At 68.8% G+C, this 14765-nt stretch carries 16 protein-coding genes; 5 read left to right on the top strand and 11 right to left on the bottom strand.

The features are described from left to right. Nucleotides 1-141: 141 nt before the first annotated feature. The gene (locus ABGB01_RS18365; RefSeq protein WP_347624501.1) at nt 142-861 is read right to left on the bottom strand and encodes a GntR family transcriptional regulator; all 720 of its coding nucleotides are present in this window, start codon (nt 859-861) and stop codon (nt 142-144) included. A 508-nt stretch (nt 862-1369) separates the two neighbouring features. Here ABGB01_RS18365 and ABGB01_RS18370 point away from each other — a divergent pair. Next, nucleotides 1370-2839, top strand: coding sequence for a histidine kinase N-terminal domain-containing protein (locus tag ABGB01_RS18370; RefSeq protein WP_347774656.1), 1470 nt, complete (start codon nt 1370-1372; stop codon nt 2837-2839). 75 nt (nt 2840-2914) lie between these two features. On the opposite strand, the gene ABGB01_RS18375 is transcribed toward ABGB01_RS18370, so the two are convergent. Then, a complete protein-coding gene (locus ABGB01_RS18375; protein WP_347624499.1) occupies nt 2915-3169 on the bottom strand; it encodes a WhiB family transcriptional regulator in 255 nt (84 codons plus the stop codon). 275 nt (nt 3170-3444) lie between these two features. After that, nucleotides 3445-4404: a diacylglycerol kinase family protein gene (locus tag ABGB01_RS18380; RefSeq protein WP_347774658.1), complete on the bottom strand. Its 960-nt coding sequence runs from the start codon at nt 4402-4404 to the stop codon at nt 3445-3447. Nucleotides 4405-4493: 89 nt separating this feature from the next. On the opposite strand from ABGB01_RS18380, the gene ABGB01_RS18385 reads away from it, so the two are divergent. Beyond that, the gene (locus tag ABGB01_RS18385) at nt 4494-4877 is read left to right on the top strand and encodes a hypothetical protein (protein WP_347774659.1); all 384 of its coding nucleotides are present in this window, start codon (nt 4494-4496) and stop codon (nt 4875-4877) included. Here ABGB01_RS18385 and ABGB01_RS18390 read toward each other — a convergent pair. From ABGB01_RS18390 to sodN, 3 genes are all read right to left on the bottom strand, one after another. Then, a complete protein-coding gene (locus tag ABGB01_RS18390; protein WP_171055307.1) occupies nt 4874-5653 on the bottom strand; it encodes an RNA polymerase sigma factor SigF in 780 nt (259 codons plus the stop codon). The two genes, ABGB01_RS18385 and ABGB01_RS18390, sit on opposite strands and share 4 nt — an antisense overlap. A 17-nt stretch (nt 5654-5670) precedes the next feature. Then, nucleotides 5671-6117, bottom strand: coding sequence for an anti-sigma factor (locus ABGB01_RS18395; RefSeq protein ID WP_347774660.1), 447 nt, complete (start codon nt 6115-6117; stop codon nt 5671-5673). A 175-nt stretch (nt 6118-6292) separates the two neighbouring features. Continuing rightward, nucleotides 6293-6694, bottom strand: coding sequence for a superoxide dismutase, Ni (gene sodN / locus ABGB01_RS18400; RefSeq protein WP_132331356.1), 402 nt, complete (start codon nt 6692-6694; stop codon nt 6293-6295). A 17-nt stretch (nt 6695-6711) separates the two neighbouring features. Here sodN and ABGB01_RS18405 point away from each other — a divergent pair, with 17 nt between their 5' ends. After that, nucleotides 6712-7092, top strand: a complete 381-nt coding sequence (locus ABGB01_RS18405; protein WP_347774662.1) for a S24 family peptidase — start codon at nt 6712-6714, stop codon at nt 7090-7092. A gap of 1 nt (nt 7093) precedes the next feature. Here the strand turns inward: ABGB01_RS18405 and ABGB01_RS18410 are convergent, their stop codons facing one another. From ABGB01_RS18410 to ABGB01_RS18425, 4 genes are all read right to left on the bottom strand, one after another. Next, entirely contained in the window at nt 7094-7519 is a 426-nt protein-coding gene (locus tag ABGB01_RS18410) for a CGNR zinc finger domain-containing protein (protein ID WP_347774663.1), read from the bottom strand. A 67-nt stretch (nt 7520-7586) separates the two neighbouring features. Beyond that, a complete protein-coding gene (locus ABGB01_RS18415; RefSeq protein WP_347774664.1) occupies nt 7587-8330 on the bottom strand; it encodes an amino acid ABC transporter ATP-binding protein in 744 nt (247 codons plus the stop codon). After that, nucleotides 8327-9154: an amino acid ABC transporter permease gene (locus ABGB01_RS18420; RefSeq protein ID WP_347774665.1), complete on the bottom strand. Its 828-nt coding sequence runs from the start codon at nt 9152-9154 to the stop codon at nt 8327-8329. The genes ABGB01_RS18415 and ABGB01_RS18420 overlap by 4 nt, the downstream gene beginning before the upstream one ends. Nucleotides 9155-9157: 3 nt before the next feature. After that, the gene (locus ABGB01_RS18425) at nt 9158-10012 is read right to left on the bottom strand and encodes an ABC transporter substrate-binding protein (protein WP_347774666.1); all 855 of its coding nucleotides are present in this window, start codon (nt 10010-10012) and stop codon (nt 9158-9160) included. Nucleotides 10013-10286: 274 nt separating this feature from the next. Here ABGB01_RS18425 and ABGB01_RS18430 point away from each other — a divergent pair, with 274 nt between their 5' ends. Both ABGB01_RS18430 and ABGB01_RS18435 read left to right on the top strand, forming a co-directional pair. Beyond that, nucleotides 10287-11477, top strand: a complete 1191-nt coding sequence (locus ABGB01_RS18430) for an NADP-dependent malic enzyme (RefSeq protein WP_347774667.1) — start codon at nt 10287-10289, stop codon at nt 11475-11477. Between the two features lie 237 nt (nt 11478-11714). Continuing rightward, nucleotides 11715-13067 carry a hypothetical protein gene (locus ABGB01_RS18435; protein ID WP_347774669.1) on the top strand — a complete coding sequence of 451 codons (1353 nt, stop codon included), beginning with the start codon at nt 11715-11717 and terminating at the stop codon, nt 13065-13067. A gap of 83 nt (nt 13068-13150) precedes the next feature. On the opposite strand, the gene ABGB01_RS18440 is transcribed toward ABGB01_RS18435, so the two are convergent. Then, complete coding sequence (locus ABGB01_RS18440; protein WP_347774670.1) at nt 13151-14656, bottom strand: hypothetical protein; 1506 nt, start codon at nt 14654-14656, stop codon at nt 13151-13153. Nucleotides 14657-14765 lie beyond the last annotated feature (109 nt).

The following is a 14765-nucleotide window of genomic DNA, read 5'->3' on the forward strand; positions in this document are numbered from 1 at the left end:
CCTAGGAGTCAGCGAAGAACACGGCCCGCGGCGCGCTCGTCACGGCGAGTGCCCCGTGAGCCCTCACGACCGGCGCTCGACGGAGGCGAGCCGGCGTCGGCGGGTCCGGGCAGGGGGGCCTGCCGTAACGCATGAGGTTCTTCACGGACGGCGCAGGCGCGTGACGAACTTGTACCGGTCGCCGCGATAGAGCGACTGGGCCCACTCGACGGGGTTGCCGTCGGCGTCGAAGGCGTGGCGCGTGAGCAGCAGCATCGGCAGGCCGACGTCGACGCCCAGGGCCTTGGCGTCGTAGGGGGTGGCCAGCACGGTCTCGATGATCTCCTCGGCGTCGGTGAGCCGCACGTTGTAGGCGTTGTGCAGGGTCTCGTACAGCGACGCGTGCACCTCCAGCTCGCGCCGCAGCCGGGGGAAGCGGCGCGCGGACAGGTGGGTCGTGTCGATGGAGACCGGCTCGCCGTTGGCCAGCCTGAGGCGGTGGATGCGCAGCACGCGCCCGCCGGGGTTGATGGCCAGGCGCCGGGCCAGGGCCTCGTCGGCGGTGATGTAGCCGATCTCCAGGATCTTGGTGTCGGGCTCCAGGCCGGCCGTGCGCAGGTCGCCGATGTAGGAGGTGAGCTGGAGCACCTGGGCCACCTTCGGCTGGGCCACGAACGTGCCCTTGCCCTGGATGCGCAGCAGCCTGCCCTCCACCACCAGCTCGGTCAGCGCCTGCCGGACCGTGGTGCGGGAGGTCTCGAAGCGTACGGCGAGCGTGCGCTCGGGCGGCAGGGCGGTGCCGGGCGAGAGGCTCTTGGTGAGCTCGAGCAGGCTCCGTTTCACGTCGTAGTACTTCGGAACGCGGGGGCTGTCGTCGGTCACGCTCTCACCTTCACTTCTGCCACGGCGGTGAGGGCGTGTCTGGTCACCGCGAGATCATCGGAACTCACTTCGGCCCGAGCGGTCAACCGCGGGCCGGAGCCGCCGACCGGCGCCGAGCGCGTACGACAGCTGGCACGCACGGATCCGGGCTGCTCAGGTTGATGGTGAAGGATATCCACAGCGATGTGCGCGATCGCAACCGAGGCCGGTCCGCGAGCCGTGTCGCGGAGGAACCACCCGCCCGTGCGGATCACCTCCGGCTGGTGGCGCGCAGCCCTTTTCCTGGAGCTGGGCGGTGTCGGCTGTGTGACGCTTCTCACCATATGAGATTTCATGAAACGGTCATCAGAGGGCACGGTGTCGGCACTGTGCGAGTAAGGCGCAGTACGCCCGCACTCGTACGGAGTTGCGCCCGAGTACCGGCTACGCGGTCAAACGCCCACCTCAGCGGGCCCGCCGCCCGATGGCCGGTTTGGCTGTTGCGGGGGAAAGCACGCATGATGCACTCGTGCCGACACTGAGCGACCTCGTAGCCCGCCACACAGCGCTGGACGAGGCGGATCTCGACTGGCTGCACTCGCTGGTCTCCGACTGGCAGTTGCTGGCCGACCTGTCCTTCGCCGACCTCATCCTGTGGGCGCCGCTGCTGGGGGAGAACGGCTGGATCGCGATCGCCCAGATGCGGCCGACGACCGGCCCGACCGTCTACCACGACGACATCGTCGGCACCGTGGCGGCCAAGGGCGAGCGCTACCTCATCGACACCGCCTGGAACGAACGCCGCATCTGCCGTGAGGGAGATCCTGACTGGTCCACCGGTGTGCCCGTCAGGGAGGAGACGATCCCCGTGCGGCGCGCCGTCGAGGGTGGTGAGGCCCGCTTCCTCGCGGTGATCCAGCGCTCCACCAACCTCTCCTCGGCCCGCACGCCCTCCCGGCTGGAGCTGACCTACCTCCAGAGCGCCTCCGACCTGGCGCAGATGGTGGCGGAGGGGCGGTTCCCGTTCTCCGGCGACGAGCCGATCCTGGTCCGCTCGCCACGCGTGGGCGACGGCCTGCTCAGGCTCGACCGGGCGGGGCGCGTCACGTACGCCTCGCCCAACGCCCTGTCCGCCTACCGGCGGCTGGGCCTGCACGCCGACCTGGTGGGGGCGGAGCTGGGGCGGGTCACCGCGCAGTTGTGCTATTCCGACGAGCCCATCAACGAAGATCTCATGATCGTGGCCAGCGGGCGGGCGGCGAAGGGCACCGAGGTCGAGTCCGGCGGCACGATCGTGCAGCTCAGAGCCATCCCGCTGATCGTGGGCGGCGGCCGCATCGGCGCGCTGGTGCTCATCAGGGACGTCACGGAGCTGCGCCGGCGCGAGCGCGAGCTGATGACCAAGGACGCCACGATCCGGGAGATCCACCACCGGGTGAAGAACAACCTGCAGACCGTCGCCGCCCTGCTCCGGCTGCAGGCCAGGCGGCTGCAGGTGCCGGAGGGCAGGGAGGCGCTCGAGGAGGCGGTACGCAGGGTCGGGTCGATCGCGATCGTGCACGAGACGCTCTCTCATGCGCCGGAGGAGTTCGTCGACTTCGACGAGATCGCCGACCGGGTGATCGCGATGGCGGGCGAGGTGTCGGCGGCGGAGGTGGCCGTGACACCGCGGCGCGTCGGAGGCTTCGGCGTGCTGCCGTCGCTCATCGCCACGCCGCTGGCCATGGCGCTGACCGAGTTGTTGCAGAACGCGTTGCAACATGGGAGGCCCAAGCGGCTGGAGGTGGTGGTCGAGCCGGGGCCCGACCGGCTCAACCTCACGGTCTGGGACGACGGGGGCGGGCTGCCCAGCGATTTCGACCTCGACAGCTCCACCAGCCTGGGGCTGCAGATCGTACGCACGCTCGTGGTGGGGGAGCTGTCGGGCCGGCTGTCGATCCAGCCGCGGCTGGAAGGCGGCACGGAGGTGGTGATGTCGATCCCGCTCCCGCCGGCCTGACCCGGGCGAATCCGCGTCCGAGCCGCCGGCGGGCACATCCTGTGCGGACGCACCGGAGCAGGGGGTGTGATCGGGTCAGGCGGAGAGCCGGGCGCGGGCGCGGGCGGAGCGGCGCTTGAGGGCGCGGCGCTCGTCCTCGCTCAGTCCGCCCCAGACGCCGGCGTCCTGTCCGGACTCCAGCGCCCACTTCAGGCAGGCCTCGACGGCCGGACAGGACCGGCAGACCTGCTTGGCCTCCTCGATCTGCAGGAGGGCCGGGCCGGTGTTGCCGATCGGGAAGAACAGCTCGGGGTCCACGTCACGGCAGGCAGCTCGGTGGCGCCAGTCCATGCGTCACTCCTTAGTAGATGGAGCCTCTAGGTCGGCTCCGTGCGGCTACTACTTTGTGAAGAGTTTCACTAACTCGCGCGAACGATCACCCGGGATCCTGTTGAGGACCGGGGTCGCCCGCTTGACGCCCGGAGGACCTCGGGGTGGTGAAAGGTCCTACGTTCCGACGTCAGTGTTGAGCCTTTCAGTCACTTTTAGTGCACGCAAGAGGGTTGACGCGAAGTTTTGGCTGTTATGGATGTCGGATGCGTCACACAATGACCGAATGTAACCAGCTAGACCAGAACCTGTAACGCGTTCGGCGTGGACCGGAACGTCACGGTTTCGCGTTCGCCCAGGTAGTCGCCGTCCAGCTCGAAGGCCACCGGGCGGCCCGCGGTGAGCGTGAACTCGGGCTCGTCGTGCAGCTGGACGAGGTGCCGGCCCGACGGAAGGACGTCACTCTCCGTGAGAATCTGCTGGATCACCGGCGCGAGCGCGATCGGACTCATGCGCCGCAGCCCGAGCAGATCGAGCCCGGTCTCGAAGGAGGCCCACGGGGTGGGCGTCACGGGCCGCGTGCCGACGTACGTCCACGGCGAGGTGTTGGAGATGATCGCCATGAACACCCCCTCGGCGGCCGGGATGCCGGGGCCGGTCAGCGTCATCGCCGGATGCCGCTTGTCCGTGGCCAGATAGTGCCGCAGAGCCGTGTTCACATACCGCGCGGGGGTAGCCTTCCTGCCGGCGCCTCTCAGGCCCTCCACGGCCCGCACAACCTCCGCGTCATATCCCATGCCCGAGCAGAAGGTGAAGTAGCGGCTCTGCCCCTCCCAGAGGGCCTGCCCCAGCCCCACGGTCCTGCGCCGCCCCTCCCTGAGCGCCTCCAGCACCGCGCCCGTCGACTCGACCGGATCGTTCGGCAGCCCCAGGGCACGGGCGAAGACGTTCGCGCTGCCACCGGGGATGACGATCAGGCCGGGGCGGCCGGCGCTGGGGTCGTCCCCCGCGGGCTCGCCGTCCACCGGGTTCAGCAGGCCGTTGACGGTCTCGTTGATCGTGCCGTCGCCTCCGAGCACCGCCACCAGGTCGTAGCCCTTGGCCCGTGCCGTGGACGCCAGCGAAGCCGCGTGGCCGCGGTAGCGGGTCTCCTCGACGGCGAGGTCGACGGCCGCGCCGAGCGCGCGGATCAGCACGTCACGCGTGCGAGCGTTGGTGGTGGTGGCCTTGGGGTTGACCAGCAGCATGGCGCGCATATCGCCAGCGTAGCCGGTTAAGCGCGTCCGCTTTGTGGGCCTAACGTCCTATTTCTCGGACCGTACGGCCCGGGCGGTAGGGTACGGGCGTGAACGGTCGCCCGCTTACCCTTCTCATCGCCGCCGCCGTCGTCGCCCTGGAAGGGCTCGTCGCGCTGGCGCTCGGCGTGCTCGTCGCGGTGCAGACGCTGACGGGAGCACCGGCCAACGTGACGACGGCCCTTGCGGAGTCGGGGTTCGCGCTGCTGGTGGCCGCCGGGCTGCTCTGGGTGGCCTGGGGCGGTCTGTTCAGGATGGAACGGTGGGGGAGGTCACCGGCCGTGCTGACGCAGATCTTCATGTTGGTCATCGCCGTCACGCTCATCCGGTCGGACCAGCCGCAGCTCGGCATCCCGCTGATCGTGGTCGCCGTGACAGGGCTCGTGACCCTGCTGGCGCCCCCCACCACTCATGCTCTCTATGGAGACGGTTAGTCGTCGGCGGTCAGGCCCTCGCGCAGCTGGGCCAGCGTGCGGGCGAGCAGGCGCGAGACGTGCATCTGCGAGATGCCCAGCTCGGTGGCGATCTGCGACTGCGTCATGTTGCCGAAGAAGCGCAGCAGCAAGATCCGTTTCTCCCGCGGAGGCAGCCGCTCCAGCAGTGGTTTGAGCGACTCGCGATATTCGACGCCCTCGAGCGACTCGTCGACGATGCCGAGGGAGTCGGACACCGCGGGAGCGTCGTCGTCGCCGGAGTCGGGGGCGTCGAGCGACACGGTCGAGTAGGCGTTGGCCGACTCGAGGCCCTCGAGCACCTCCTCCTCGGTCATTTTCAGGTAGGAGGCCAGCTCGGACACGGTCGGCGCCCGGCCCTCGCGCTGCGACAGATCGCTGATGGCCTTGGTGAGCGAGAGCTTCAGCTCCTGCAGGCGGCGCGGCACGCGCACCGCCCAGCCCTTGTCGCGGAAGTGCCGCTTGATCTCGCCGACGATCGTGGGCGTCGCGTAGGTGGAGAACTCGACGCCCCGGTTGAGGTCGAACCGGTCGATCGACTTGATCAGGCCGATGGTGGCGACCTGGGTGAGGTCGTCGAGCCACTCGCCCCTGTTGCGGAAGCGGCGCGCCAGGTATTCCACCAGAGGAAGGTGGAGCTCGACCAGCTCGTCCCTGATGCGCTGGCGGCGCGGCTCCTCAGGACCCAGCTCGGCCAGCTCGGCGAAGAGCCTGCGGGCACGGACCCTGTCGGGCACGGCGTGTTCGCTGGTGGCCATGGCTCCAGTCCTTTCCGTCACGCCGGCCCCGCCGTTCTCTGGGCCGCGCCTCGGCGCTTACGCAGGACGATCGCCATGCGATCGGGGAAGCTCTGGGAAGGTGCCACGGCGTCCACGTCATCGGCCAGGGCCGTCAGCACCATCCAGGCGAAGTCGTCACGCTTGGGAGCGGAGCTGCCGACGGTCGTCACCTCGACCCTGACCTGCATCTCCTGGCCGGTCAGCTCGAACTCGGCGGTCAGGTCGGTGCCGGGCACCGCCTCGCTCAGCAGCATGGCGCACGCCTCGTCGACCGCGATCCGCAGATCCTCGATCTCGTCCAGCGTGAAGTCGAGCCGCGCCGCGAGCCCGGCGGTGGCCGTGCGCAGCACGGACAGGTAGGCACTAGCGGCGGGGAGCCTGATGCTCACCACGTCGCGGATGCCGGCCACGCCCTCCGCGCGGGTCTCGGTTTCCTCGGTCACGTTCCTCCTCGCGTACGTGGGAACCGCCACGTGGCGGGCCGCTGACCGCGACCCACCGTGTATCCGACGCCAACTGCAACTTACCGCCCCCGAGCGGTGCTTGGACGCTTCAGACTCGCCATCAATGGAAAAGGCTCTGTGCGGCCGCTGACCGCACAGAGCCTTAGGTGCCGTTTTAGGCGGCCTTGGTCTCCCAGAAGATCTTGGAGATCTCGTCGATCTTGCCCAGCAGATCCTCGGCCTTGCCGACGTCGACCGTGCCCTTGGCGCCGGCGGCGCCCGCGAGCTTTGTCGCGTCCCAGAACAGCTGGTGAAGCTGAGGGTACTGCTCGAGGTGCGGCGGCTTGAAGTAGTCGGTCCAGAGCACCCAGAGGTGGTGCTTGACCAGCTCCGCGCGCTCCTCCTTGATGGTCACCGCGCGGGCCCGGAAGACCGGGTCCTCGTTGGCCGCGTACTTCTCCATGATCGCCTTGACCGACTCGGCCTCGATGCGGGCCTGGGCGGGGTCGTAGACCCCGCAGGGCAGGTCGCAGTGTGCGGATGCGACATGCTTGGGTCGTAGCAGTCGTGCGAGCATCGGAAAGTCCTTCCTTGATGCTGAATCAGCTTGGTCCACAACCGACCTTACTCGGGTCCCAGTGCCCGTGGAGTAGGGGGTCGCAGCCCATGAGAGTGCGTGTCGAAGGCGATTCGATGCGTCCGGCGCTGGCGCCGGGAGACTGGCTTCTCGTCCGGCGCGGCGCGACCGTGCGACCGGGGGACCTCGTGGTGGCCAGGCTCCCCGGCGACCCCGAACGCCTCATCGTGAAACGGGCGCAGTGGCACGGGGCGGACGGCTGGTGGCTGGAGAGCGACAACCAGCGGGCCAGTGGCCGGCGCGACAGCTGGGACTTCGGCCCCGTTCACGACATCGTCGGCCGGGTGGTGCTGCGCTACTGGCCGTTGGGGCGCCGGGCACGCTCGCCGGTGCGGTGAGTCAGGAGGCGTTCCTGCGGCGGGCGCGGAAGGCGGCCACGTTCGCGCGGCTGGCGCAGCGGGCCGAGCAGTAGCGGCGCGAGCGGTTGGAGGAGGTGTCGAGGAACGCCTTGCCGCAGCGCGGGTCGAGGCACCGGCCGAGCCGGTCGACGCCCAGCTCGGCCACGACCGCGGCCAGGCCCATCACGGCGCAGGCGGCGTAGTCGTCGGCCAGGTGGAGATGCCAGGGCCGGCCCTCGTGGTCGGAGAGCTGGGGGCGTACGGGATAGCGCACGAGCAGGGTGTTGAGCAGCGCGACCACCCGCCGGTCGTCGCCGGCCGCGTCGAACACGGCGGCCAGCTCGTCGCGCAGGCGGGCGAGGTCGGGCGGCGGGGCGGGATCGTCGGCCAGCCGGACAGCCCACTCGGCGTAAGAGGTCAGGTCCATCCTGGTTCATTACACCATGGCCGGCGGGCCGGCGGGGCGGCTCGGGGAGACGCCCCGCCGGTCGCGGCTATCCCTCGGGGTGCAGCACCCGGTGCAGGAACGCCTGGGTGCGCTCGTGCCGCGGGTCGCCGATGACCTGCGACGGAGGGCCGTCCTCGACGACCACGCCGCCGTCCATGAACACCACCCGGTCGGCCACCTCGCGGGCGAAGCCCATCTCGTGGGTGACCACGAGCATGGTCATCCCCTCCTCGGCCAGCTTGCGCATGACGGTCAGCACGTCGCCGACCAGTTCGGGGTCGAGCGCCGAGGTCGGCTCGTCGAACAACATCAGGCTGGGGTCCATGGCCAGCGCCCTCGCGATGGCCACCCGCTGCTGCTGCCCGCCCGAGAGCTGGCCGGGCAGCGAGTCGCACTTCTCGCCGACGCCGACCTTGTCGAGGTTCTCCCTGGCGGCGACCTCGGCCTCGCGCTTGCCGCGCTTCAGCACCCGCTGCTGGGCGATCATCACGTTCTGCAGCGCGGTCATGTGGGGGAAGAGGTTGAACTGCTGGAAGACCATGCCGATGCGGCGTCGTACGGCGTCGATGTCGACGTCGGGGTCGGTGACCTCGGTGCCCTCCACGAACACCTTGCCCTTGGTGGGCTGCTCCAGCAGGTTGACGCAGCGCAGCAGGGTGGACTTGCCCGATCCCGAGGGGCCGATCACGCAGACCACCTGCCCGGGCTCGACCGTCATGTCGATGCCCTTGAGCACTTGGTTCTTGCCGAAGTATTTGTGCAGGTCCTTGAGCTCGATGGCGTGCGTCATCGGTTCCTCCCCTTACGTCCCTCCAGCCGGGACGCGAGGTATCCCAGCGGGATCGTGACGATCAGGTACGTCAAGCCCGCCACCATGATGGGCGTGGCGTTGGCGTACTGGGAGGCCAGGTCGTTGCCGAACTTGGCCAGCTCGACATATTCGCCGGAGACGCCCAGGAACAACACCAGCGACGAGTCCTTGAGCAGGGAGACGAACTGGTTGGTCGTCGGCGGGATGACCATGCGCACGGCCTGGGGGATCACCACCGTGACCTGTGCCCTGGTCGCCGACATGCCCAGCGACCTGGCGGCCTCGGTCTGCCCCTTGGGCACGGCCTGCAGCCCGGCGCGGAACACCTCCGCCTGGTAGGCGGCTCCGACCAGGCCGAGCCCGAGGATGCCCTGGCCGTAGGTGCCGAACGGTACCTCGAACCCGGGCAGCGCCAGCGGCAGGAAGGTGATCATCAGGAAGATCAGCAGCGCGGGCAGGCCGCGGAAGATCTCGATGTAGAGGATCGCGATCCATCGGTAGGGCTTGACCTGGGAGAGGCGCATGAGCGCGAGCACCAGGCCCAGCACGAACGCGAAGAGGAACCCTCCGACGGCGTAGATGATCGTGTTGCGCAGCGCGATGGTGAAGAGGTCGGGCAGCGCCTGCTCGGCCACCTGGACCTTGGCGAAATTCTCGGCGAGGCTGCCCCAGTCGGCGTACAGCGCCACGGCGACGAGCGCCACGACCAGGATGGCGTACTGGATACCGCGGCTGATCTGCTGTTTTTTCCGGGGGCTGAGCCTGGCGCGGACAGGCTCAGCCGTCGTCGGCTGGTCGGCCATGGATCAGCTCAGCTCGCCCGGCTTCTTGTCGAACCACTTCACGAAGATCTTCTCGTACGTGCCGTCCTGCTTGGCCTTGGCGAGCTCGTCGTTGATCGTCTTGAGGAGCACCGGGTCGGCGTCCTTCTTCAGGCCGATGCCGTACTGCTCGCCGGTGTCGAGGCTGGAGATCATCTCGAACTTGGCCGCGACCTCCGGCTTCTTCAGCCAGGTGAGCACGACAGGCAGGTCCTGGACGATCACGTCGGCCTGGCCGGCCTGCAGGGCGAGCAGTTCCTTGGCCGAGTCGGCGTACTCGGTCGGGTTGTGGCCCTTTTCCTTGACGTAGGAGAGGCCGGTGGTGCTGGCCTGCGCGCCCAGCTTGAGCCCCTTGGCCTTGACGTCCTCCAGCGACGTGGCGCCCGTGCCCTTCTTGGCCAGTAGCGCCTGCGTGGCGTCGAAGTACGGGTCGGAGAAGGTGATGTTCTGCTTGCGCTCCGGGGTGATGGTCATGCCGGCGGCGGCCACGTCGCACTTCTTGGCGGCCATGGCGGCACCGCTCTTGATCACCGCGAAGTCGATGTCCACGATGTTCTGCTCCACGCCGAGCTTCTTCGCGGCGAGGTCGACGATGTCCACGTCGAACCCGACGATCTTGCCGGTGTCGTCCTTGAACTGGAAGGGTTCGTACGGGATGTTGGTGCAGACGGTGAGCTTGCCCGGCTGGACGAGCTGGGCGCCACCGGCCGCGGAGGCGCTGGCGCTCGTGGTGCCGGAGCTCGAGCCGGATTCGCTGCCGCAAGCTGTCAGCGCGAGAGCGGCGGTCAGGGCGAGCGCGCCGGCGGCGTAGCCACGGCGGCCTTTGAGGCTGAGGGCCATGAACGGCCTCCTAGGAGTGAAAAGCCACGAAACTTGCGTTTTGTGCAGTTTAAATGGGGTTTTGTGCAGGTACGTCATCTGTGATTTAACGATGCGTCAACGGAACGGCGTCGGCGCCGACACCATCTCACCATGTGGCAAGATGGGCACACGGGTCACCCCCGTACACCCCTCCGAGACGACCGACGAGGGGATCCTGGCAGCTACCGAGGCCAGCCCGCTCGCGCTCGTCCGCCGAAGGTCTCTTCCGCTACCGATCAACACAGGGGTCGTTGTGGCTGCCACGCCCGCATCTTCTTCTCTTGACACGCTCGACGCCGATCCTGCTTTCGCGCTGCATCGCGGGGGCAAGCTCGAGGTCCGTTCCACCGTTCCCGTCCGTGACGCCGATGACCTGTCGCTGGCCTACACGCCCGGCGTCGCCAGGGTCTGCACCGCGATCGCCGAGAATCCCGCCCTGGCCGGCGACTACACCTGGGTCCCCAACGTGGTCGCCGTCGTCTCCGACGGCACCGCCGTGCTCGGCCTGGGCGACATCGGCCCCTCGGCCGCCATGCCGGTCATGGAGGGCAAGGCCCTGCTGTTCAAGGAGTTCGCCGGCGTCGACGCCGTGCCGATCTGCCTCGACTGCACCGACGTCGACGCGCTCGTCGAGACCGTCGTGCGGCTCGCGCCCTCGTTCGGCGGCATCAACCTGGAGGACATCAGCGCCCCGCGCTGCTTCGAGGTCGAAGACCGGCTGCGCGACCTGCTCGACATCCCCGTCTTCCACGACGACCAGCACGGCACCGCCATCGTGGTGCTCGCCGCGCTCCAGAACGCCGCCCGCCTGACCGGCCGCGCGCTCGGCGACCTGCGCGCCGTGGTGGCCGGCGCGGGCGCCTCCGGCGTCGCGGTCACCAAGATCCTCCTGGAGGCGGGTGTCGGTGACATCGCCGTCGCCGACTCCAAGGGCATGATCTACGAGGGCCGGGAGGGCCTCAACCCGGTCAAGGAGGCGCTCGCCCGCCAGACCAACCGGGCCGGGCACACCGGGTCGACGGAGGACGCCCTCGCGGGCGCCGACGTGTTCATCGGGCTGTCGGGGTCGACGGTGTCGGAGCAGGCCATCGCGTCCATGGCTCCCGAGGCCGTCGTGTTCGCCCTGTCGAACCCGACGCCCGAGGTCGAGCCCGACGTGGCCGCCAGACACGTCGCCGTCGTCGCCACCGGGCGCTCCGACCACCCCAACCAGATCAACAACGTGCTGGCCTTCCCCGGCGTCTTCCGCGGCGCCCTCGACGTGCGCGCCACGACCATCACGGAGAACATGAAGGTGGCCGCGGCCACCGCGCTCGCGACCGTCGTCAGTGACGACCTGTCGGCGACGTACGTCATCCCGAGCCCGTTCGACGACCGGGTCGCCCCCGCCGTGACGGCCGCCGTGGCCGCCCAGGCCCGCGCCGACGGCGTCGCCCGCGTCTGACCTGCGGCATCTCTTCTGAGCGGGGGCCCGCCGGCCCCCGCTCTCTTGTTGCCGCGGTCATCTACCGCGACGGCGGGTAGTGGCGATCCTCTCCAGGAGGAGGGGGTCGCCGACGGGCCGGGTGTGGCACGAAGTCTGGTCGAGGTCAGCGAACTGCCATATTCTTTTTACGCTAGGTGCTATAACTGTAGCTCTCTGTAAAGATTGTGGGCGCCGGCTCCTGCAACGAGGAGAGCGATGGAACGCGAGCCTAACCGTCTGCTGCAGCAACTCATCGCGGAGGCGGGGTTCTCCCATAAGGGACTGGCCAGACGTCTCAACGATCTGGGTGCCGCACGCGGGACACCAGGCCTCAAGTACGACCACAGTTCCGTGCTGCGCTGGATCAGCGGCCAGAAGCCGCGCGATCCCGTGCCGAGTCTGCTCACCGAGATCTTCGCGCTACGGCTGGGCAGACGGGTCACCTCTGACGACCTGGGCATGCCGGCCATCTCCCCCCTCGATCTCGGACAGGAGTTCACGCACACCTGGCAGGAGGGGGTCGCGACCGTGACGGCGCTATGGCGTGCGGATGTAGAGCGACGAAGGTTCCTGATCGACTCGACATTCGCGATCGGAGCCGGCTCCGTAGGAGCCATACGCTGGCTGACGTCCCCCACCGAGGGACGCCCGAGCGGCATGGGCGCGCGGCGGGTGGGCCGCGCGGACATCGTCGCCATCCGCGAGGTCACCCGATCGTTCGGTGAGCTCGACAACCGCTTCGGCAGCGGCCGCGTCCGCGCGTCCGTGGTGAGATACCTCGACAGCGCCGTCTCGCCGCTGCTCAAGGACGGCTCCTACGACGACGCCACCGGCAGGCAGCTGGCCTCCGCGGCCGCCGAGCTGACCCGGCTGGCCGGGTGGATGGCCTACGACATGGAGCAGCACGGCCTAGCCCAGCGCTACCTCATCCAGGCCCTGCGCCTGGCCAGGGGCGCCGACGACCAGACCCTGGGCGGCGAGATCCTGGCCGGCATGGCCCACCAGGCCATCTACATGGGCCAGCCGGCGCACGCACTCGACCTGGCCAGGGCCGCCCAGATGGCGGCCCGCAACGCCGGCGTCAAGACCCTGCTGGCCTCCTCCCAGGTCCTGGAGGCCCACGCCCACGCCGGCATGGGCGACACCCGCTCCTGCTCCGCCTCGCTCAACGAGGCGGAGCGCGCCTTCGACGCCCGCAGGCCCGCCGACGAGCCCCCGTGGCTGAGCTACTTCGACGAGGCCTACCTGTCGGCCAAGTTCGCCCACTGCTTTCGCGATCTGGGGGAGGGCGAGCAGGTCGTCCGCCACGCGCACCGCTCGCTCGACATGGACTCCCGCTACGTGCGAGGGCGGATGTTCAACCTGTCGCTGCTGGCCGCCGGCCTGCTGCAGTCGGGCGAGCTGGAGGAGGCCTGCCAGGTCGCCTCGGGTGCGCTGGCGTTGTCGGGCGAGCTGCAGTCGGCCAGGTCCCGCTCCTACGCCGACGACCTCCGGCGGCGCCTGAAGCCCTACCGCAACGAGCGGCCCGTGCGGGCGCTGCGCGAGCGCGAGCTGTCCACCGCCGTCTGAACCCGCCGTTCTCCCCGTGCCATCCGGACACGGAACGGCCCGGACCGCCCTCACGGGCGATCCGGGCCGTCGCGCTGTGCTTCTTACTTGAGAAGCTCGCCGTTCGGGCCGACGATCTTCTTGGTGGTCGCGTAGTTGGCCTTGTTGTACACGTCGGCCGTCTCACTGTCGAAGACAGCCGAGCTGATGTGGTCGATCCGGCCGTTCTTGTCGGTGTCGTGGAACATGCTCGTCACGCCGTTGACGTAGCCCACGCGCTTGGCGTTGCTGTACTTCATGAGCCACGGGCCGCCGTCGGCGCCAGGGGTCATCGAGCACTTGAGCGTCTGGTGCGTGTCGACCCTGAACATGTTGACCTGCGTCGTCTTGGTGCCGGTCTTGCCGTAGCAGTGCTTCGGCGTCACGCCCGTGAAGGGCTTGTCGCCGTCGGGGTGCGGGGCGGAGGGGTAGCCGAAGGCCATGACCGTCTGGTTCAGCGGCTGGTTCCAGGCGAAGCCCTGACCGCCGACGGTGTCGCCGAGCCGGCCCATGTCCCTGGCGATGCCCACGGTGAAGACCGTCTTGAAGTACTGCGTCTTCGTGGTCTCCTTCACCCAGTATCCGAGGAAGTAGTGGGTGATCGTGTAGTTGCCGAGGGCATCGATCTTCTGGTAGCCCGGGCCCTTGTAGGACTCGTACTGCGACTTCGTGACGTTGTCGACGACCGTCTTGAGCGGCTCCTTGGCACCGTTGCCGTTTCCTGACGGAGCCTTGCTGTACTGCTCCTTGGTGACTTCCTTGAACGCGCGCTTCTTGTTCGGGTAGTCGGGCCCGACGACATCGGCGTTGGTAGAGAGCTTGGCCCAGCAGTCGGGCGTCTCGCCGCCGTGCAGGTCGACGCACTTGGTGTACTCGGCCTGGGTGATCGCCACGTCCTTGGCCCACTTGTCGCCCAGCCACTTGTCGTACTGGGCCTTGGACACCTGCTTTTCCGGGCCGAGGCCGAAGCCGTTGTGCACGGCTACGAAGGCGTAGTCGCCGTCGTAGTCGTCGTAGGTGTCGAGGTCGTACGCGGTGAAGGCGTACGCGCCGACGTAGACGCCCCAGGGGGCCTTGCCCTGGTAGTAACCCGGAACGAAGATCCACTTGTCGTAGACGTCGTCCTTGCCGTTCTCGAACACGCAGTGCCCGGCGGTGGCGACCAGGTTGCGGTTCCTGGACTGGATGGACGTGGCCGTACACCAGCGGTAGCGGCCGGACTTGTCGAGGAAGAAGACCTTCCCGACGGTCTTGGGCAGGTTGATGTTCGAGACCTTGGCGGAACTCTTGGTCGTGCCGGTGGGGGCGGTGCTCCCGGGCTTGCCGTTGTCCGTGGTGCCGCTGCCGCCCGACGTCACCATCTTCGGCACGGACTTGGTGTCCAGGGTGTACTGGGTGGCCTTCTTCAGCGCGGCTCCGTTGGAGTCGAGCCAGAAGAAGGCGGCGCCGTAAGCGTCGGCGGGCTTGGGCTGGAGGTCGTCGGACGCCCAGTGCGGCTGGGCGCTGGCGGGCGCGGCAAGGGTCACGGCGCTCAGGCCGGCGGCGGCTAGGGGGATGAGCAGGCGCTTCACGGGAGGCTCCACAGTTGTCAAAACGGGCGTAAGAACCCTATCGACCCTTGAGTCACTCTTGTAAGGGGAATCACGGTTTTTACGCTGAAAATGGGCAGAGGGCCCGGCT

The organism is Nonomuraea sp. B5E05, assembly GCF_039880665.1.
In the GTDB taxonomy this organism is placed as follows: Bacteria; Actinomycetota; Actinomycetes; order Streptosporangiales; family Streptosporangiaceae; genus Nonomuraea.